Genomic DNA, 19,110 nt, shown 5'->3' with positions numbered 1-19,110 from the left:
GAGGAATTCAACGTGCGAAAAATTATTCATATCGATATGGACTGCTATTTTGCTGCAGTGGAAATGCGCGACTTTCCTGAGTACCGTGGCAAGCCTTTAGCCGTAGGCGGCAGTAGCGACCGTCGCGGTGTTATCAGTACTTGCAGTTACGAGGCACGTAAATTCGGTGTACGTTCAGCAATGGCAACGGCTTATGCCTTTAAGTTGTGCCCTGAGCTGATTTTAGTTCCGGGTCGGATGCAGGTTTACAAAGAAGTGTCGCTACAAATTCGTGAAATATTTTCCCGCTATACCCAATTAATTGAGCCGCTTTCCTTAGATGAAGCTTATTTGGATGTGAGTGAGTGCCAACAATATAAGGGCTCTGCGACCTTGATTGCCCAAGCGATTCGTCGCGATATCTTAGCCGAAACGGGTTTAACCGCATCGGCTGGTATCGCGCCAGTAAAATTTTTAGCTAAGGTCGCCTCGGATCTGAACAAGCCAAACGGCCAATATGTCATTACACCAGAGACGCTTTCTGAGTTTGTTAAGACCTTATCGCTGCGTAAAATTCCCGGTGTTGGTAAAGTCACCGCCGAAAAGCTCTCTTCGCTCGGGCTCAATACCTGTGGTGATGTGCAAGCTTATTCTAAACCTGAGCTCTTAGCGCGATTCGGTAAGTTTGGTGGCGTGTTGATTGAGCGTTCCCAAGGCATAGATGAACGGGGTATTTCTGCCGACAGAGAGCGCAAATCAGTGGGTGTTGAAACCACGTTAGCAAAGGATATTTATAGCTTAGAGCAGTGCCAGCAGGTGATGCCGAGTTTGATTCAAGAACTGTCGTTGCGTTTAAGTCGTAGTGCTAAGGAACGCAAAATACATAAACAGGTGGTCAAACTTAAGTTTAACGATTTCAAGCAGACTACAATTGAGCACCGCAGCGATGAAGTCTCGATTGTAATGTTCTATGAGCTACTCGCGCAGGCTATGGAAAGGCAAGAAGGCCGTGGCATTCGTCTATTAGGGATTTCAGTAGGCCTTACCGATTCTACTCTTGTCGTCGCCACAAGCTTAAACGGCCAGACTCAGCTGGATTTAGCACTCTAGCCGTTTATTGAGTCGATAAGCCGCAGACTCATGCCTGCATTGGCTCAATAAGCCTCGGGTGGATTCGCCAACATAAAATCAATTAACAGTCTGACCCGTAAGGGCAGGTTGTCTCGATCGCGATACATTAAGTAGGCGGTGCGCGGAATACCTTGCCACTCGGGCAGTATTTGAATGAGTTTGCCACTTCGTATCTGTTCACTCGCCATGCTGATGGGTATGAGTCCAATCCCAAGCCCCGCCACCACGGCCTGACAGGCAATCGCCATATCATCGACGGCTAATTTGATATTCCCCCTTGGTTCAAACTCGACATTTTGCCCTGTGCTGTTGTGCTGTAAACGCCACGTTTTTGTGGGCTTGGCGATGATAACCGGATGCTGATCCAGCTCTTCAATGGATTGCAGCGCATGCCACTGCGTTGCCGATGTGCTGGCGCAAAGTACAAAGCTAATTGTGGTAAGTGGCCTTGCAATCCAATCGGGATCTTTAGGTTCGCCCACTCGAAAGGCGATATCGATGGCGTTTTCACTGACATCGATATTCATGTTCGACAGACTTAAATCGATATCAATATTGGGATAATGCCGTTGGAAGGCGTTGAGTGATTCACCTAGCCAGCGATAGGTTGTATTGATGGGTGCCGAGATCCGCAATTTGCCAACCGCTTGATGTTTATCCGCATGCAACTCACCAGATACCTGGTTTAACTCGATAAATAGCGGACCGCAGCGTTCGAGATACCGCTGACCTGTGGCGGTCAGATTGACTCTATGGGCGTCTCTGTGCAGTAAACGCAGACCTAAGGATTGTTCTAACAGATTGATTCGACGGCTTAAGGTTGAAGGTGGAATGCCTAAATGCTGCGCCGCGAGCTTAAAACTCCCTTGCTGTGCCACCACCCAAAATAAGCGCATATCGTCTAAGGAATAATTAAGTTTCATATTTGGAATTTAAACTCTCAATCTTGTTAGTTTTAATAATATATGAAACTTATAAACTAAGCTCAATCCCAATTACCTCCCTAGAGGACGATATGAAATCCCATACACCTTACATGACATTCGTTTGTCTACTTATTTGCGTTTTTAGCTGGGGCAGTGTGTTTCCGATTGCTAAGCGAGTGCTGGAGGAGATGTCAGGGGAATCTCTCGTATTCTGGCGTTTTACCATTGCGGCTGTAACTCTAGCGTTATATATCGTTTTTACTCGTCAGGCTTGGCCTAAATTGAGTTTGGCGCAATACGCTGTCATAGCGCTAGTAGGCGTGATTGGTGTTGGCGGCTTAAATTTGGCGTTATTTAATGGCCTGCAGCACACCTCTGCCGCCAATGGCGCCTTGATTATGGCGCTCAGTCCGCTGGTGACTTCAATCGTCAACGCGCTATTACAGCGTGAATGGCTCAGCAGACAACAAGTGTTCAGCTTAGTGGGCGGTTTGGCGGGCGTACTGTTAGTGATCACTAACGGCAGTGTGCAGCAGTTGCTCAATTTTAGTTTTAACCAAGGTGATGTGATGATTGCCGCCGGCATGTTGGCGTGGAGTGGTTATACCATTTGTTCGCAACGGGTCGGCCATTGGTTGCCTGTATTGCCATTTACCTTGCTGAGTATGATAGCTGCCAGTGTGTCTATGTCCGTGGTTGGGCTTGGCCGAGGTGAGTTTCACCCTTGGCTGGAGTTGATGGAACTGTCGGCAACGGCTTTTTCTAGCGTGCTCTACATAGGTTTGTTCGCCACTGTGCTCGGTTATCTGTTTTGGATTAACGGTGTTAAGGCGCTTGGCCCCGCTAAGGCATCGATTTTTTTTAATCTCGTGCCCGTTTTTGCAGCATTAACGGCGTTAGCCATGGGGCAGGCGGTGACGGAAATTCAATTGGTAGGGATGCTGATAGTGATCCTTGCGTTGATGTTACCTATGTTAGTCAACTTACGCGCGGCAAGAGGCTTAGTGGTTAAGCGCTGCTAATCAGTGCTAGCTTTGCTGTTTAAATATAAGGGAGTACCTGAATTCAGATAATCACTGCGACAGGTTTATGCTCCCTTATTCGTTAGAGGGGACTTTTCAAACATCACTGATTTACAAAAGGTAACTTATATAAAAGCTTTCACCCTCAAAAATTACAGTTTAAAGCGGCTGACCAGCGCCGTGAGATTACTCGCCATTGACGAGAGTTGTACGCTTGCTGCGTAGATTTCATCAGTGGTTCGTAGACTTTCCTCCGACTGTTCGGCAATGTGTTGAATATTTTGATGACTCTCGTTGGCCATAGTGGTTTGCGCTTTAGCCGCGAGGGCGATTTGATTGTTCATCTCACTAATTTGGCTGACCATTTCTGCAATATGCGCTAAGGCTTCACCGGCATTACTGGCGGCTTCTACGCTTGAGATAGCCTTTTCATTACCGATATTAATCGCTGCCACAGCGCTTTGAGTGCCATTTTGCACATTGGCGATCATCAATTTAATTTCTTCGGTTGATTGGTGAGTCTTAGAGGCAAGGGATCGCACTTCATCGGCAACCACTGCAAACCCGCGTCCTTGTTCGCCTGCTCGCGCCGCTTCAATTGCGGCGTTAAGAGCTAATAGATTCGTCTGTTCGGCAATGGCTTGAATCACCTCAAGCACGCGGCCGATATGTTGGCCTTCCTGTTCGAGTTTATTGATCTGCATTTCTGCCGTGCCTACATCTCCCGCAAGTTCACGAATCACATTGATGGTTTTTTTCACTCTTGCCTGACCGTCGGCGGTAAATACGTCGGCTTGTTTAGCGGCATCGGCGGCATGACTGGCACTGACTGATACTTCTTGCACGGATGCGGCAATATGATCGCTGGCATCGGCGATTCTGTGGGTGGCAGCTTGTTGATCCATCAAGGTATGTTTTGCTGATGCGCTGGTTTTGGCTAGACCTTCGGCAGCGGTGTTGAGCTCTGATGTAGACTGTTTAAATTGCGAGATAATGCCATGTAAGTTATCGAGAAAATGATTGAATGCCTTGGCGAGATCACCAAGCTCGTCCTTAGAGGTTAAGTGGACTCGTTCGGTCAAATCGCCATCACCATCGGTAATGTCGTGGATTTTTGCGAGTAAAACCGCCAGCGGTTTGCTGATGAGTTTAGGCAGTGCAACGATAAAGAGTATACAGATCAAGAGACTGATGGCTAAGGCAATTAACTGCATCTGTTGTCCATGATTGGCATCATCATCTACTTGGGCTATCGCTGCGGTAGTATTACTATTTAAATCATTGATTAAATGATTAATGTTCTGGTGTAGTTGCTCGAATTGCGTTGCTGCTTGACCGAAACTAAGATCAATCGCCGTCGTTCTACCGTTACGGCCATTTTGGGTGCGTTGATTACTGATTTCTGTGGTTGTCGCTCGCCAAGTATCGAAACTGTGATTCAATTCATTGAGCTTATCTTTAGCGAGGGGACTTGTGGTCACATCGGCAAACTTATCAATATGTTCTTTAACCAGAGAGATACTATTAGTGTGCTGCTTTAAAAGGTCGTTGTAAGAGTCTGTGCCCACGTTAACAAACATCAGGCTGCGCTCGGCCACTTGAGCTTGATAAAGCTCTTTATCGGCCTGTAGGAGTTCAGATTGGCTAGGTAAGTATTCAAGCGCGAGTGTATTCGCGCTGTGATTTAAGGCTTTGAGTCCTAAAATACCAGTTGAAGAGGCGAAGATGACTACGCCAGCGAGTAGCAGACTCGGATAAGTCAGTTTCTGATTAACGGATAGATCTTTATACCATTCCATAGTCACGCCCTCCTTGATTGATGCACTGAAAAGGTGAGAGCCGCAATAACCTCTGTGGTAAGAGGATGCAGCCCATCACTGGCGTTCTCTGGTAATTAGAGTCCAAATTGATCTAGGTTGATCCCAATCGTGATTGCACCAATTGCAGCATCGCCATCCATCACTGGAATAGAAATTTGTACTAGATAGGCTTGGGAGCTCTCGTCAAATTTGACCGGACCTATGTGTTTATCGCCTTTGCCATTGGCGAAGGATTTTTGCCATTTATCTTCATCACCCTGCCAATAATCTGAAGTTTTACTGATCATGGCGACGTTCGCGCCTTGATTGTCCATGAGGAAAATTTCTTGGTAGTAAGGTTTGCTGGCTTCGAAGGTCGTGAGAAACTTAGCCGCTTCGTTGTTCATCAGGGATGACATAAAGTCATCAATACCTGCGGTGGCAATCCATTTTTCATCTAATGTTTTGATTGAATCTAAGCTTTTGCCTTGGGCGTTTTGCGCTTTAACAGCATTCACCAGTACCACTTCTCTGCCTAATGGCATCAGTGAATCGGCTAGGTCGATAACGGCTTTGGGGACTTCTTCGGCGAAACTGAGGTTACTGCTGAGCAGTAGTGCGGCGGCAGACAAGATTTTACCAAATTTCATGATCTCTATTCCTTAAGGTCACAGTATTGAAGGGGAAAGCGGTTATCTCTAAAGCGCGATAAGCAAAAATACGTTAGGGTAAGACAGAACAACTATAGTAGAAAATTCAAGTTATTCAGTTCTTTCATAAAAATTTTATCGATGGCATTTCTACACAAATAGAATCCGCGGTAAAAAATAAGGCCACATCTGACTTGAGCAGATATGGCCTTGAATTGAGTGAGCTAGGGTAAGGTTAGAACATTAAGCCTTGACTGGAATGCGCTCGAGTACGGCTAATAATAATGTCCAATATTGGCCGACTGTGGTGATGTTTACCATTTCGTCTGGACCGTGTGGATAGCGAATGGTGGGACCAATCGAGACCATGTCCATGTCTGGATAGGGTTTCTTGAATAGGCCGCACTCGAGACCCGCATGGATCACCATGATCACTGGCTCTTTGTGGTAAATGTCTTGATAGGTTTCGCGCACTATCGCCATTACAGGTGAGCTGTTATCTGGCTTCCAGCCTGGGTAAGCACCGCTTAAATCGATATCGGCTCCGGCTAAGTTGGTCAGCGCAGTTAACATGCCTTCGACTTGAGTACGGCCAGAATCGATCAGCGAGCGGATAAGGCACAGGATAGTGACTTCTTCATCGTTAGTGCTGATAACGCCAACGTTGAGCGAGGTTTCAGTCACACCTTCGACTTCATCACTCATGCGGATCACGCCGTTCGGGCACACATGCAGCAAATCGATCAGGGTATTTTGGCTGTTTTCGCTCATCACACGTTTTGGCGTGGGGATAGTGTTTAACACTAAACGCATATCGGGATCGGCAATGGCGAGTTCGGTGCGGATAAGCGCTTCAAACTCAGCGACTTTTTCGTTTAAGGCGCTGACGTTTTCTTCTGGCAACATAAAGCTGATGTTGGCTTCACGTGGGATCGCATTACGCAGTGAACCGCCGCTAAATTGGGTCAGCTCTAACGCTAAATCATCTGCGTTTTCAAAGAGGAAACGCGCCAATAGCTTGTTGGCATTGCCACGACCTAAGTGAATGTTCACCCCAGAGTGACCCCCTTTTAAGCCAGATAAGTGCAGGCTAAAGGCTGAGTAACTTTGCTCAGAGGCTTGCCACACCATAGGCAGGGTGATTTGAGCATCGACGCCGCCGGCGCAGCCCATGTAGATTTCACCTTCTTGCTCTGAGTCGGTATTGATCAGAATGTCAGCGTCTAACATGCCCGCCTGTAAACCAAAAGCACCTGTCATGCCCGCTTCTTCATCTATCGTCAGCAGCACTTCTAATGGGCCGTGCTTGATATCATCAGAGCCTAAAATGGCTAAAGCCGATGCCATGCCAATACCGTTATCTGAACCTAAGGTTGTGCCCTTGGCTTTAACCCAATCGCCATCGACATAAGCTTCGATAGGATCTTTAGTAAAATCATGCACTTTATCGGCATTTTTTTGTGGCACCATATCGATATGGGCTTGAATAACCACGATTTTACGATCTTCCATACCCGGCGTCGCAGGTTTACGGATGATCACGTTGCCAACGGCATCCTCAACGACGGCAAGTTGTTTGCTTTTAGCCCACGCTTGAATGTGCTGGCTTAAGGCTTGCTCATGTTTAGATGGATGGGGAATCGCGCAAATTTGTTCGAACCATTGCCATAATGGCTGCGGGTATAACTGACTTAAGGCTGTCACTTGAGTGTCCCTCATAAGGTCTTGTGGGTATAGGGCAAATTTGCGGCCATTCTACCACATTCTGTGCAGCCAAATAATCTCAGCGTCACAGGCTTTTGGTGAGCTGGCAGCCAAAGTTTCCAGTTCGATTTTTTCTGGGAGTGTCGGTAGCACTTTTAGATTGGTAATTAAGCGATAGAGCGGGAATAATGCAGGCACAATAATGAAAAAGGATGGGTCATGTTTCAAGTTAACTTCGTTGATGTAAAAGCAGAAAATGCCATTTTTGATGGTGAAGGTTGGGATGCGGTTGTGGTGGTGACGCCCGATCTGGATTCTATCGGTTTTGATGAGATAGGTTTATTGGCTCAGCACGGTGCCCACGTGGATAAGCGCGTGGGTAAGAGCCCAACATTACTGTTTGCGCCAGGGCTTGCGGGAGGGCGTTTGATCATTGCCCCTGTCACCCAAGTGAATGACGAGTATGTGGACGTGCGAGTCTATGCCAATGCTGCAAGGGCGGCGATTGCCATTGCAAAAGACGCAGGCGCAAAACGTCCGTTGTTATATGTAGTGCCATCGAAGGACTCACGTTTTAGTTTTGCCTCTGAAGTCGCAGCATTAGCTTGCGGTCAAGAACTGTGGCAAACCTTAGAGTTGCGTGAAGCGACTGGCTTAACGCCTGCATTTGAGTCCATAGGGATATTATCTTCATCAACCCATAACAGCAATTTGCTCAATGCCTTAGAAGCGGGCCGCGTATTAGCGCGGGATTTATGTGGTACTGAACCCGAGCGTATGTCGGCTAAAGCCTTTGCGGACTATTGTTTACAATCCTTAGCGGGCAGCGTGATCAAAACCGCAGTGGTAGAAGACAGAGATATTTTAGAGCGTGATTATCCGCTACTCAGCGCCGTGGCGCGTTCTTCTTTTGCCGTCGGTCGTCATCAGCCTCGCGTGGTGAAACTAGAGTATCTGCCAGAGGGTCAAGTGACTCGCACTTTCCTGTTTGCGGGTAAGGGCGTAATTTACGATACCGGCGGCGCCGATCTGAAAGTCGGCGGCGCTATGGCGGGTATGAGTCGTGATAAAGGCGGCGCTTCTGCCGTGGCGGGGCTATTTAAAACTCTGTCAATGCTAAAGCCTAAAGGTATTCGAGTGATTGCCGAGTTAGGTTTAGTGCGTAACAGCATAGGCAGTGAAGCCTACGTGACCGATGAAATTATTACGAGCCATGCGGGTGTGCGGGTACGAATTGGTAATACGGATGCCGAAGGGCGCTTAGTGCTGGCGGATTTACTGAGCCATTTACGTATCAAAGCCGTGTCGGCGGTGAAGCCTGAGATGTTTTCGGTAGCAACACTCACAGGTCATGTCGTGCGTTGTTATGGCAGTTATCCTGCGGCGGTGGAAAACTCAGTAGCGAGTTCACAGCAATGCGCTGTCACTTTACAGCAGCAGGCGACTCAATGGGGCGAACCCTTTGAAGTGTCTACATTACGCCCTGAAGACTTCGCTAAGATCCGCGATGTGTCAGGCGCTGCTGAAATATTATCTTCCAATAATGCACCATCATCGATTACCGCCCGTGGACATCAATATCCCGCGGCATTTTTACTGAAAGCATCGGGGCTATTTGACCATGGGGTTAATGCCCCTATTCCCTTGGCTTACACACACTTAGATATTGCAGGCAGTGCAACAGAAGGTGATCCGCTCTACGGCAAACCTACAGCGAGTCCGCTGGTGGGCTTGTATCAATATCTGATCAATCGCTAACGGGTAGGGCGTGTTGACGTTTCAGGGTTATTTTTGCAGCGAGTTGGCTGGCTTTTATGCAAGGTAAAGCCCGTGCGGTGTAGTTATTCTACATAAACGGGCGATAACGCAGCAGAAATGCCAGCCAAACGCTGCCCGAAGGGTTCGTCTGGCAAGCACTTGCTCTTTGTCACTCGTCATTTGAGTAGAGTAACTACACGTCACTCCTCGTTTCGCGATCACGAGCTTGCCAGAGCGAACAAAATTTAATCTCGAAACGTCAACACGCCCTAGTAACAAATAGAAATAATTCTGTAATATCTTATTTATTAGATAATTACAGGGTTATTTCTGTTTTTCTGTGAAGCAGGTCGCCATTAACCTCACTATAATTGTGTAATTTAATTACATTAAAAAGCCTTAATCAAAAAAAATACAAATAAAGGTTGTAATAAAACTACAAATCCATATAATTGCTTTCGTGGATTAGGCACTACGCCTTTCCTCTCTAGTCTATCCAGGATGGATATTTTTCTCCAAGGACCTGAGTGACAAGTCGTCTCAACGGATATGAGAATCTCTAGTTCCAAGGAACCGAGCCAAGCTTCACTAGAGTACTTAATCACAACTAATTTAGGAGTATTGACTATGTCTTATACAGGCAACAACCATATTTATTGGCAAAACACTTGGTTTAAAACTGATGTTTTGCGTGGCGGTTTATTCGCCATGAGCTTTAAGGCCTAACCCTCCTTAAAGTTTGAGTTTCCATCATCCATCAACCTTTGTATCGCCTTTTTTGGCGTGTTTAGACTCAAGTAGCATATTGATGTTTTTGCATGGATATGCCAGGTTTTTCCCGCTAGCGCGGTAATGTACTTCCCCGAAAGGGACGCTTGAAATATGTCTTTGCCTGCTCATTGAGCAGGCTTTTTTTTGTCTTTTTTTCGCTTAAGAATTTAACGGTTTTGCCTGATGGCAATGAGCGTAAACGGTTCGTTTTAGAAGTGATGCGGTATGGACAACAAATGGATATGGGGTTCAATATACAAGCTATCGGCCTATCGCTTGTGAAACTTGTTACTCAGGGACTGTTTATGGACACTAAGCTGTTTTTTCAAAATGGTAAGTTAGCACTGGATATCAACCCCAGTGAGATGCGAATGTCGCATTGGGTTTATGCGCCAGTGTTAATCAATACTGAAACGGCGGAAGTGATTTTTGATTTATCAGGGAAGGGCTGGGATTTTCGGTCTGCAGAAGAAAGTGGTGATGACATCATTTTAAAGCTTGTCCGTTATCCTGATGCGAACAACGTATTTAGGCTCGTTCTGAATATATCAAAAGACCGAGCAAGCCTTAACGGTAATATTTTTTCAATTAATGATGTGTGTAAGGTATTAGAGGATATTGCCTAACAAGTGATATATGGATTTCTTAATTTTTATATATAAATCATAGCCTTTAATCTGCAAAGATATATGCGGCAAACCCTACCCAACTTAGTAGTAAAAGCGTTATGGCAATCCAAGTCGCGGTGGTGAACTGACGTTGAGATTCGAATAACTCGTCTGAATCCTCTAGTTCATCAGTGTCATTAACTGTGCGAGATTTTGCTCTCAACTGTTGTTTACGTGCTTTATCCCGTTCGCGAGCTTTGGCTTTTTGCAGCTTTTTATATTCAGCTATGCCTTTTTCTATCCCTTGGGCAATGAGTTTAGTTTGCTCTTTGGTTTGGCCCGGCTTTTGGGTGGCTTTGGCTGCGACCAGTGCTTCTTGTTGAGTTTCTGTCGAGATAGTGGGTTTCATCTGGGCTCTGCCTAAATTAATGCGGCTGTGGCTAAAAGGTGATAGCTAAAGTGTAAACGCAGCGATTATACCCACATTAGACCTCAAAAACGTAAGATGAATACCTTCTTTCCATTAAAAAATCAGTGGGTGTCCACTCTGAGGGGAGGGGATATATACGGGCTCGTAGTCCCATACTTCCCTAATGGTATCAACCGACAGAGCATCGGATGGCGTGCCTTCACTGACGATTCGCCCTTGTTTTAACACAATTAATTGATCGCTATAGCGCGCGGCTTGGTTCAAGTCATGCAGTACTACTATTACAGTGTAGCCTTGTTGGTGAGCTAAGTTTTGGGCTAACTCAAGTACTCTGTGCTGCTGGGCAAGATCCAACGCCGATGTTGGTTCATCCAGTAATAGTACGGGCGGAAACGGCGATTGCCTGAGTTGAGTTAAGACTCTGGCGAGTTGGACTCGCTGTTTCTCGCCGCCAGAGAGGGTTGGATAGCTGCGCTTAGCCAGATGGGTTAAGCCCACTTGCGCCAGTTGCTCGGCAACTAACGCATCACCTTCTATCTTACTGATGGTTAAGGGATATAAACCCATTGCTACGACTTCTGACACAGTGAAGGGAAAGGTGAGGCTGGCGTGTTGCGGCAGTACGGCTAAGGATTTTGCCAGCTCGCTCCTAGGCCAATCCGCCAGCTGGCTATGGCCTAGCCGTATACTTTGCCTTGGTGTGCTGATTTCTTGGCAAAGGGCTTTAAGCAAGGTGGATTTACCCGCACCATTTGGGCCGAGTAGGGCGGTTACTGCACCCGATTGAAACTGTACATTAATATCACTGAGCACGGTTTTTGGGCCGATGCTGACATCGAGCTGACAAATACTGAGCTCGGTGCGATCAAATTGCGCCTTAGCTGAATAAGTTGTCGATTGTGATGGTTGATTTGCAAAGGATGTTGCAGCCATAAAAACTCGCTTAGATTAGCTTACTGCGCTGTTGCAGTAGTAAAAAGATGAAGAAAGGCGCACCGATGAGCGCGGTGACGAGTCCAACGGGTAACTCGGCAGGCGGTAAAAAAGCGCGCGCGCCGATATCGGCCAATGCCAATAGGGCTGCACCTAAAAGTGCGCTGATGGGCAGCAGTTGGCGATGATCTGGCCCTAACATCATGCGTACTAAATGCGGTACGACGAGGCCGATAAAGCCGATAATTCCTGTTGCAGCTACACTTACGCCAACCCCTAAGGCGCAAAGCAAAATAAGCCTAAGTTTGAGCCTATCGACATCTATCCCTAAGTGGCGTGCTTCGGATTCGCCAAGCAGCAAGGCATTGAGTGCCGCCGCATCTTGGTGAAATCGCCAACTCAGTAGCGCTAAGGTCACAAGACAAAGGCTGACATATAGCCACTGCGCACCTGCAATCGATCCCATTTGCCATAGGGTTAAGTCACGTAGCGCCATGTCGTTGGCAAGATACGTGAGAACACCTATTCCTGCGCCTGCCAGCGCAGCTATGGCAACACCCGACAAAAGTAATAATACGACCGATGTACCTGTTGGGCTGCTGGCGAGTCGGTAGACGATAAGGGTGGTCACTAATCCCGATGCAAACGCACTGATGGGGATCATCAACGGATTCGCGTTGGGTAACAGCACGATACAGATGGCTGCGCCAAGTGCAGCGCCGGATGACACTCCGATAATACCGGGATCCGCTAAGGGATTGCGAAAAAGCCCCTGCATTACCGCGCCGCACTGTGCGAGCGTAGCGCCTACTGCTAACGCCAGTAATGTCCGTGGTAAGCGCACATTGTTGATTACCAGTTGCTCGTGGGGCGCAATATTGCCGATATTTTGCTGGGTAGCCCAATTGAACACTGCATTTAGGGCGTCGATAAAGCTGATGCTAACGGGGCCAGTGCTGACCGATAGTAAGCCGCTTAGGGCTAACAGTGTGACTAGACTCGGCCAGAGCCAGCGGTTGAGGAACATCTCAAATATCCTTTCTATTTTTATATGAGGTTAATTAGTGCTAACTGTACTCATTGTGAATGGTTTTGCTTGAGCAATGTGCTGGCGAGCGTATCCGCGGCGCCTATGGCACTGATACCTAAACCACCGAGAAGGGCTTGCGGTGCTAGTGTTTGAATATGGCCGTTTTCACCTGCTGGGGTATGGGCGAGTAGTGGCATCTCTTTCAACAGTTCTTGAGCAATTTGTGTATTAGTTTGATCTGTGGGTTTATCGCTACGCTTTGACAGCAAAATAATGTCGGGCTGCAAGGACAGAATCCCTTCTTGAGACATGCTTTTGTAGCCATCAAACTCGGCGATATTTTGTGCCCCAGACAGCTCGATAATAGTATCAGCGGCTGTGCCTTTACCGCCAACCCGTGCACCGCGGCCTTCTTGTAATAGCATGAAGAGAATTTTTGGCAGAGAGCCCGCATCGCGCACTTGTTGTTTTTTACCCGCTAAGCTTTGCAGTTGTTGATGTAAATCTTGTTTTAATTTAACCGCATGTTCTTGGCGATTGAGTAAGTGACCTAAGGTATCCACATTGTTCATCAGTTGTGGTTCATCATTTGTTGCGGGTAATTGCACGACTTGGATATTCGCCTGTTTTAATACCTTTAGTGTGGTTTCAGGTCCCATCACATCTGAACCGACAACCAGCGTAGGGGAGAGGGCAATAATGCCTTCGGCGGAGAGCATTCTGTGATAACCAAGCTTAGCCACATGGCTCAAACTTTCAGGCACATAGCTGGTGGAGTCGATGGCAACTAGCTCATTGCCTGCGTCGAGGGCGAGCACGAGCTCTGTGACTCCTGTACCCGCACTCACGAGTCTTATCTCTGGCTCGGCACTCAGTTCAGCGCTAAAAACGCTTGAGGATAGTAAGGCCGTAAGTGCTGATGTGAAAAACATCAAATTTTTTAATGTCTTATATGTGCGCTTATGTTGATAACGCTGAACTCTGGAACCTTTTTTTACTGGTATTTTAGTTGCTTGAAACAACATGGTTAAACTCCTAATACAACTTGTTCGCGACAGGCTTAGATGCCGTTTTTTGATATCAGACTTTTGCTTTCTCATTTAAATGGCTGGTTCGGATACGCTAATGCTCCATCAAAATTTGTGTCTGACTGATGGACTGCGTCTGCAACAGTGCAAGCAGTTGCATCAAAGGTTCCACTGGCGCGGCTTTGTCGGCGGCAATGACAACCGTCGCCTTCGGCATAGTCTGAAAATGTGCAGTAAATTCAGTGGTAAAAGTGGCTAAGTCATCAAACTCTTTGCCATCAATAGCCCAATAAGGCGCTGTTGCCATGATATTGATGGCAATTGTTTGTTTGTTGTCGATTGCCGTGATAGCTGAGCTTGGGCTTTGTGGCACATCTACCGGCAAACTCAATAATTGGCTATTTGCCGTCAGTAGTAAAAACACCAGCACGATAAAAATAATGTCGATTAACGCGGTTAAATCTAGGCTCGGAAGTTGCTCAGGCGAAGCAATGCCAGCCTGCGATAAGAATGATTTATCTGCACTTATCATGTCTGTGGCTCAATTTGAGAATGGGGCTTGGATGCCAATTTTTGCTCGACGCTGGTTTTACTGACTCGGGTGAATGCATGGTAATGATTGGCATCAATTGAAATATCTTCGATACCCGCTAACCAGAGATTGAGTTGATTGAGCACATGCCCAGCGCGCAGGCATTGGCCTTGAGCCCAGATCCCAAAAAGATGGGCGGCGGTAATGGCTGGCACGGCGATCATGAGTCCGGCAGCAGTGGTGTTCATCGCAAGGCCCAGTCCAGCACTGAGTTGTGCTGGAGTGACGGGGCCTTGTGATTGCCCGAGTTGGGCAAACATTTCGATGAGTCCCAATACTGTGCCGAGCAAACCGAGTAGTGGACTAATGATGCCAATCACTTGTAAAACCTTGAGTCCGGCTTGCAAGTCGCGTTGTTGCTTATTGAGCCACAGACTGAGTAATTCTTCCCTTAGCACTTTTGGCTGGTGGACTTGTTTGAGTAACAAGGTCGCGCCACGGGCGAGTAAATCTTGCTGTGCGCTGGTTTGCGCTAGCAGCGCGCTGACGTTTTCAGTGGTTGCCGCTGAGCTTGATTGACGCAATGCTTTTACCCAGGCCTGTTTTTTGGGCCAGATTGATAGCAAAGTTTGATGCAAAAACAAGGCGCTACGTTCAAGGCAGATCATCAAAGCTAAAAAAGCACATAACAACAAGGGCCAAGTCAGCACGCCAAGCTGAGTCTGTAGGGTTGAAAAATCAGTTACGGGCATTAAGCCTCTCCAATCTATTGAAAAAAGTAGTTTTATATGTAAGTTAGTAAAACAAAAATCAGGCTAGTTGTGCGGTGGCTAACATTCCACGAGCTAACTTCCCACGAGCTAACTTTTCAGTGGCAACATTGGGCCTGTTAGTTGAGCGCGAAGCGAATAGGCACTCTGACCTTATAATGACTCGCTAGCCTTTGCGCTGGCGCCGCAAATTGCCAGTTTTCAACTGCATCTAACGCGGCTTGATCTAACAGACTGAACCCTGAGCTTTTTACTAACGTCAGTGCCAGTTGCTCACCAAGTTCGTTAAACATCACTTCTATGGTTGCAGTGCCTTCTAGCCCTTTTTTACGCGCTATCTTTGGATAAGTCGGTTGCGGTGGCGCTGCAGCGAACAGCGGTTTGGCTAATTCCACTATGTTAGTTTGGGCACTGTCAGCTGTTGCACTGGCCACATTTGGGGTCGCTTTTGCATCAACTTCGGCGGCGTTAGTGATTAAATCCATTTGTGCAGTTTTGGGTTCTGTTTGTTGTTCAACTTGTTCGAGTCGCTTATGTGCTAAAACGCTTGGATTTAAAGCAATTGGTTCTAAAGCGTTCGTCACTAAAGGGTCCGTATTCGGATGATTGTTAGCCGTGGGTTTTGTTGCTGAAGATTTTTTGGCGATTTGGCTGTCAATTCGTTGATCAGCTTTAGTTTTCGGGATAACCACCTTATCGACAGATCCTACAGTTGATACTTTTTGCGCTGTACTGTTTTTTTGCACTGTACTGCTCACAGTGGCTACTTTGGTGTCTGTTTGCTTGATGGGCTCTGCACTCGTGTTGCTTGTAGCGCTAGTTGCGGTAGAAAAATTAAGGGTGACAGTATTCGCGCTGGGAGTGAGTGATGTTTGATTTACGCTCGATGTTTGGGCGCTTGGCTGCATAGTCATAGCGGGTTGGGAGGCGATAACACCCGTCTGGATGGCAACCGTTAACGCGCCAAAGGCAAGATATCGTTTTGGTGTCACAGCAACCTCTTTTTTTCCAATGAAAGCCATTTTCCTAATTAAGATATATCAATATAAACAAGATCGCAAATGATAATGATTTGCATTTGATCTATTTTATTATCTCAGGTAGAGTGCCTGCAATAGCTCGAATGAGCGCTTAAAAAAGCAGCTAAACCGACGATTTATCCTACTTTATGGGTACTGATTGCCTTGGGCTCGATCTGGAACAGACTCAATCTCGAAAGGATTGGCGTCTGGAAAGAGAGTCTAGGCTCAGTAATAAATTGTACGGAAACAGCTGAATATCACTTGAGGATGAAGAGATGAAAAAAAAGCCGTTAGTGATCGCCATGGCGATAGCACTGAGTGGTACGGCCCTAAGTTTTACGTTAGCGGCAGAGGAAAGTGTTAAGCCCGTTGTTCAACAGGATGCGAATAAAAAACTGGTCACGACTGAATTTGATGAAGTATTGGTGAGTGCAACACGCATCAGTGAAAAAGCCTCCGAAACCAGCCGTAGCGTGGCAGTGGTTGATGAAGAGCAACTTACGGTCGCTCAAGCATCATCAGTTGCCAATGCCCTTAAAAATGAGGCGAATATTACGCTGACCAATGGCCCAAGAGCTTCATCTCAAGGGGTTGAAATACGTGGTTTAAGTGGCGATCGTGTGTTGCAAACAATTGACGGCGCAAGACAAAATACCAGCTCTGGTCACAGAGGTACCTACTTTATGGACCCAGAGTTGCTCAAATCCATCGAAGTGCTGCGCGGCCCTGCCAGTAGCTTGTGGGGCAGTGGTGCCCTCGGTGGCGTCGTAGCGCAGAATACTAAGTCGGCACAAGATTTTTTAGCACCAGACGAGACCTTTGGTGGCTATTTCAAACAAGGTTATGAGACCAATGGCTCCCGCACTAAAACTAGTGGCGCTATTTATGGTCAACAAGACAGCATCGATTGGTTACTCAATGGTTCCTATTACGATTCAAACAATATAAAAACCGGTAATGACGAAACTCTAAACAACAGTGCATCCCAAGGCAGCAGTGGTTTAGCTAAATTCGGTTGGCAAGCCGACGAGGCATCACGGTTAGAGTTATCAGCAAGAGCCAGCAAAAACAATGAATTAGTACCGAGTAATCCTTCTGCTGCTGTGAGTAGTTCAGTGCCTTTGGTGCGCCGCAAGACTGACGATAAAAACCTCACCCTAAACTACAGTCTCAATCCTGCTAATAACCCGTATCTGGATACTAAGATGCAAGTGTATTGGAACAGTACCGACTACGATGAAGACCGTATTACGAAAGGTCAGCAAGACAGTACTGAGTTCCGCACTGTGGGGATTAACCTTAATAACAGTTCGCGTTTAGGCAATACTCTGTTGACCTACGGGGTCGATGGTTTTCGCGATACCATAGAAACGACGCGTGATGATTCAGGCCAAGTGGGCCAGCGTCCAGAGAATATCGATGGCGAAACCACAGTATGGGGCGCTTTTACGCGGGCAGATATTGAGTTGACTAAGACGTTAAATCTTGATGCGGGTCTGCGTTATGACAGCTTTAAAAATGACAGCCATAATCTCAACTTATCCTCAGATGACAATGAGTTATCACCATCGCTTGGCTTGGTGTGGCAGACTCAGCCTTGGCTGACCTTAAGCGCCCGTTACGATCAAGCCTTCCGCGCACCTACGGTAGAGGAAATGTTCTCCAGCGGTACCCACTATTGCATCCCGCCAATCCCCGGATTTTTACCCCAAGGTTTATGTAACACCTTCGCGGTGAATTCGGATCTAAAAGCAGAGACTGCGCGCAATAAAGAAATCAAAGCGGACTTACGTTTCAGTGAGTTAGCGGGTGATGATGAACTGGCGCTAACGTTTAACGTTTTCCGTAACGATGTGGACGATTTTATCGTGCAGCAAGTGTCTAATCCTTGGCGTGGCATTCCTGGATTCGAGCAAACGACCTCATGGAATAACGTTGAAGATGCACGTTTAACAGGTTTTGAAATTAGCGGTCGTTACCGTATTGGCCAAACTCGTTTAGCGATGAATTACGGCCAAACCCATGGCGAAGATCGTCAAACGGGCGATGATATAGAAAATATACCCGCCAATAAGTTCAATGTCGATTTATCCCAAGGCATTATGGAAGGCGACATGAAACTCGGTACTCGCGTCACTTATGTGGCGACTCAGTCGAATACACCTGACGGCTTTAAAGTGGCGAAATACGACGATTACACCCTATGGGATGTGTATGTTGCGTGGGAGCCGACTATGGGCGCGATGGCGGGTGTGAGAGTGGATTTCGCAATCGAAAATATCGGTGATGAGAAGTACCAACAGGCGTGGCAAACCTTGTATCAACCGGGTCGTAATATGAAGTTATCGGCGCGATATATGTTCTAAGCCACTCAATAGTCACTACCGCTGGAGACAGTAAAATGAAGATGACACTCGATACCGAGCTCGATGTCGCGCCAGATTTAAGCTCTGAGCAACGTCAGCTAAGTGAGCTACAGGCGCAATTGCGACAACGATTTGAACAACAAGCTGATTTAATGCCAGCACAGCTCGCCAGTGAATTAGGCATTGCCGAGCTTGAAGTGGTTGCAGCGCTGCCGCCCGAACAAGTGGTGTTTGTTCCGTTAACTCAGCTCGATACCTTACTGCAAGCCTTACCCAAATGGGGAAAGTTAACCACTATTGTGATGTTATCTGGCAGCGTATTTGAATTTAAAGGGGATTTCCCCGAGGGAAAATACGCCCACGGTTATTACAACCTCTACAGCAAGGGGGACGGTTTGCATGGTCATCTCAAATTAGATGACATGAGTGGTATCGCCTTGATCAGCAGACCTTTTAGAGGCAGCGAGAGCCATTCGATTAACTTTTTCGGCAGTGAAGGTGAGGTGGTGTTCAAAGTGTATTTAGGCCGTGATAAACAAAGATCACTGTTTCCTGAGCAAGTTCGCCAATTTAAAGCGCTCGCGACAGCCTTTGCCTCGGTGCAATCACACCTCTGAATTGCAGCATTAACAAAAGTATTAAGGAAAACAG

The 19,110-nt window shown here is 46.9% G+C and carries 17 protein-coding genes; 6 read left to right on the top strand and 11 right to left on the bottom strand.

Annotated elements, in window-relative coordinates; all coding sequences use genetic code 11:
* Positions 1–12 precede the first annotated feature (12 nt).
* The gene (gene dinB, locus L5M17_RS15205) at positions 13–1,089 is read left to right on the top strand and encodes a DNA polymerase IV (RefSeq protein ID WP_219255278.1); all 1,077 of its coding nucleotides are present in this window, start codon (positions 13–15) and stop codon (positions 1,087–1,089) included.
* A gap of 44 nt (positions 1,090–1,133) precedes the next feature.
* Here the strand turns inward: dinB and L5M17_RS15200 are convergent, their stop codons facing one another.
* The gene (locus L5M17_RS15200) at positions 1,134–2,033 is read right to left on the bottom strand and encodes a LysR family transcriptional regulator (protein WP_263148359.1); all 900 of its coding nucleotides are present in this window, start codon (positions 2,031–2,033) and stop codon (positions 1,134–1,136) included.
* A gap of 92 nt (positions 2,034–2,125) precedes the next feature.
* On the opposite strand from L5M17_RS15200, the gene L5M17_RS15195 reads away from it, so the two are divergent.
* Positions 2,126–3,058 carry a DMT family transporter gene (locus L5M17_RS15195; protein WP_263148358.1) on the top strand — a complete coding sequence of 311 codons (933 nt, stop codon included), beginning with the start codon at positions 2,126–2,128 and terminating at the stop codon, positions 3,056–3,058.
* 152 nt (positions 3,059–3,210) lie between these two features.
* Here the strand turns inward: L5M17_RS15195 and L5M17_RS15190 are convergent, their stop codons facing one another.
* From L5M17_RS15190 to L5M17_RS15180, 3 genes are all read right to left on the bottom strand, one after another.
* Positions 3,211–4,857 carry a methyl-accepting chemotaxis protein gene (locus tag L5M17_RS15190; protein ID WP_263141647.1) on the bottom strand — a complete coding sequence of 549 codons (1,647 nt, stop codon included), beginning with the start codon at positions 4,855–4,857 and terminating at the stop codon, positions 3,211–3,213.
* A 95-nt stretch (positions 4,858–4,952) separates the two neighbouring features.
* The gene (locus L5M17_RS15185; protein ID WP_028761558.1) at positions 4,953–5,507 is read right to left on the bottom strand and encodes a cache domain-containing protein; all 555 of its coding nucleotides are present in this window, start codon (positions 5,505–5,507) and stop codon (positions 4,953–4,955) included.
* Positions 5,508–5,750: 243 nt separating this feature from the next.
* Positions 5,751–7,211 (bottom strand): aminoacyl-histidine dipeptidase, encoded by a 1,461-nt coding sequence (locus L5M17_RS15180; RefSeq protein WP_131523865.1) that lies wholly within the window; start codon positions 7,209–7,211, stop codon positions 5,751–5,753.
* Positions 7,212–7,430: 219 nt separating this feature from the next.
* Here L5M17_RS15180 and L5M17_RS15175 point away from each other — a divergent pair, with 219 nt between their 5' ends.
* Together L5M17_RS15175 and L5M17_RS15170 are read left to right on the top strand one after the other, a co-directional pair.
* Positions 7,431–8,969, top strand: a complete 1,539-nt coding sequence (locus L5M17_RS15175; protein WP_263148357.1) for a leucyl aminopeptidase family protein — start codon at positions 7,431–7,433, stop codon at positions 8,967–8,969.
* 875 nt (positions 8,970–9,844) lie between these two features.
* Complete coding sequence (locus L5M17_RS15170) at positions 9,845–10,366, top strand: hypothetical protein (protein WP_263148356.1); 522 nt, start codon at positions 9,845–9,847, stop codon at positions 10,364–10,366.
* A gap of 46 nt (positions 10,367–10,412) precedes the next feature.
* Here the strand turns inward: L5M17_RS15170 and L5M17_RS15165 are convergent, their stop codons facing one another.
* From L5M17_RS15165 to L5M17_RS15135, 7 genes are all read right to left on the bottom strand, one after another.
* The gene (locus L5M17_RS15165; RefSeq protein WP_028761554.1) at positions 10,413–10,757 is read right to left on the bottom strand and encodes a DUF2956 domain-containing protein; all 345 of its coding nucleotides are present in this window, start codon (positions 10,755–10,757) and stop codon (positions 10,413–10,415) included.
* Positions 10,758–10,871: 114 nt separating this feature from the next.
* Positions 10,872–11,711 carry a heme ABC transporter ATP-binding protein gene (locus L5M17_RS15160; protein ID WP_263148355.1) on the bottom strand — a complete coding sequence of 280 codons (840 nt, stop codon included), beginning with the start codon at positions 11,709–11,711 and terminating at the stop codon, positions 10,872–10,874.
* Between the two features lie 10 nt (positions 11,712–11,721).
* Positions 11,722–12,738, bottom strand: coding sequence for a FecCD family ABC transporter permease (locus L5M17_RS15155; RefSeq protein WP_219235177.1), 1,017 nt, complete (start codon positions 12,736–12,738; stop codon positions 11,722–11,724).
* Positions 12,739–12,788: 50 nt separating this feature from the next.
* Entirely contained in the window at positions 12,789–13,673 is an 885-nt protein-coding gene (locus L5M17_RS15150) for an ABC transporter substrate-binding protein (RefSeq protein WP_411568943.1), read from the bottom strand.
* Between the two features lie 190 nt (positions 13,674–13,863).
* Entirely contained in the window at positions 13,864–14,301 is a 438-nt protein-coding gene (locus L5M17_RS15145) for an ExbD/TolR family protein (protein ID WP_168824988.1), read from the bottom strand.
* Positions 14,298–15,053, bottom strand: a complete 756-nt coding sequence (locus tag L5M17_RS15140) for a MotA/TolQ/ExbB proton channel family protein (protein WP_106649665.1) — start codon at positions 15,051–15,053, stop codon at positions 14,298–14,300. The genes L5M17_RS15145 and L5M17_RS15140 overlap by 4 nt, the downstream gene beginning before the upstream one ends.
* Positions 15,054–15,190: 137 nt before the next feature.
* A complete protein-coding gene (locus tag L5M17_RS15135; RefSeq protein WP_263148353.1) occupies positions 15,191–16,063 on the bottom strand; it encodes an energy transducer TonB in 873 nt (290 codons plus the stop codon).
* A 305-nt stretch (positions 16,064–16,368) separates the two neighbouring features.
* On the opposite strand from L5M17_RS15135, the gene L5M17_RS15130 reads away from it, so the two are divergent.
* Positions 16,369–18,459 carry a TonB-dependent hemoglobin/transferrin/lactoferrin family receptor gene (locus L5M17_RS15130; protein WP_263148352.1) on the top strand — a complete coding sequence of 697 codons (2,091 nt, stop codon included), beginning with the start codon at positions 16,369–16,371 and terminating at the stop codon, positions 18,457–18,459.
* A 35-nt stretch (positions 18,460–18,494) separates the two neighbouring features.
* Complete coding sequence (hutX, locus tag L5M17_RS15125; RefSeq protein ID WP_263148351.1) at positions 18,495–19,076, top strand: heme utilization cystosolic carrier protein HutX; 582 nt, start codon at positions 18,495–18,497, stop codon at positions 19,074–19,076.
* The last annotated feature ends 34 nt before the right edge of the window (positions 19,077–19,110 follow it).

Origin of the sequence: Shewanella sp. SW24, from assembly GCF_025653395.1 — a bacterium.
Taxonomy (GTDB): domain Bacteria; phylum Pseudomonadota; class Gammaproteobacteria; order Enterobacterales; family Shewanellaceae; genus Shewanella; species Shewanella oncorhynchi.
The sequence above is the reverse complement of the archived record's forward strand: the minus strand, read 5'-3'. Positions and strand labels throughout refer to the sequence as shown.

What these genes read in the sequence shown, in the direction of transcription:
- L5M17_RS15200 (WP_263148359.1), bottom strand. Translation starts at nt 2,033, where the DNA reads ATGAAACTTAATTATTCCTTAGACGATATGCGCTTATTTTGGGTGGTG.
- L5M17_RS15195 (WP_263148358.1), top strand. Translation starts at nt 2,126, where the DNA reads ATGAAATCCCATACACCTTACATGACATTCGTTTGTCTACTTATTTGC.
- L5M17_RS15190 (WP_263141647.1), bottom strand. Translation starts at nt 4,857, where the DNA reads ATGGAATGGTATAAAGATCTATCCGTTAATCAGAAACTGACTTATCCG.
- L5M17_RS15185 (WP_028761558.1), bottom strand. Translation starts at nt 5,507, where the DNA reads ATGAAATTTGGTAAAATCTTGTCTGCCGCCGCACTACTGCTCAGCAGT.
- L5M17_RS15175 (WP_263148357.1), top strand. Translation starts at nt 7,431, where the DNA reads ATGTTTCAAGTTAACTTCGTTGATGTAAAAGCAGAAAATGCCATTTTT.
- L5M17_RS15165 (WP_028761554.1), bottom strand. Translation starts at nt 10,757, where the DNA reads ATGAAACCCACTATCTCGACAGAAACTCAACAAGAAGCACTGGTCGCA.
- L5M17_RS15160 (WP_263148355.1), bottom strand. Translation starts at nt 11,711, where the DNA reads ATGGCTGCAACATCCTTTGCAAATCAACCATCACAATCGACAACTTAT.
- L5M17_RS15155 (WP_219235177.1), bottom strand. Translation starts at nt 12,738, where the DNA reads ATGTTCCTCAACCGCTGGCTCTGGCCGAGTCTAGTCACACTGTTAGCC.
- L5M17_RS15150 (WP_411568943.1), bottom strand. Translation starts at nt 13,673, where the DNA reads ATGTTTTTCACATCAGCACTTACGGCCTTACTATCCTCAAGCGTTTTT.
- L5M17_RS15145 (WP_168824988.1), bottom strand. Translation starts at nt 14,301, where the DNA reads ATGATAAGTGCAGATAAATCATTCTTATCGCAGGCTGGCATTGCTTCG.
- L5M17_RS15140 (WP_106649665.1), bottom strand. Translation starts at nt 15,053, where the DNA reads ATGCCCGTAACTGATTTTTCAACCCTACAGACTCAGCTTGGCGTGCTG.
- L5M17_RS15130 (WP_263148352.1), top strand. Translation starts at nt 16,369, where the DNA reads ATGAAAAAAAAGCCGTTAGTGATCGCCATGGCGATAGCACTGAGTGGT.
- hutX (WP_263148351.1), top strand. Translation starts at nt 18,495, where the DNA reads ATGAAGATGACACTCGATACCGAGCTCGATGTCGCGCCAGATTTAAGC.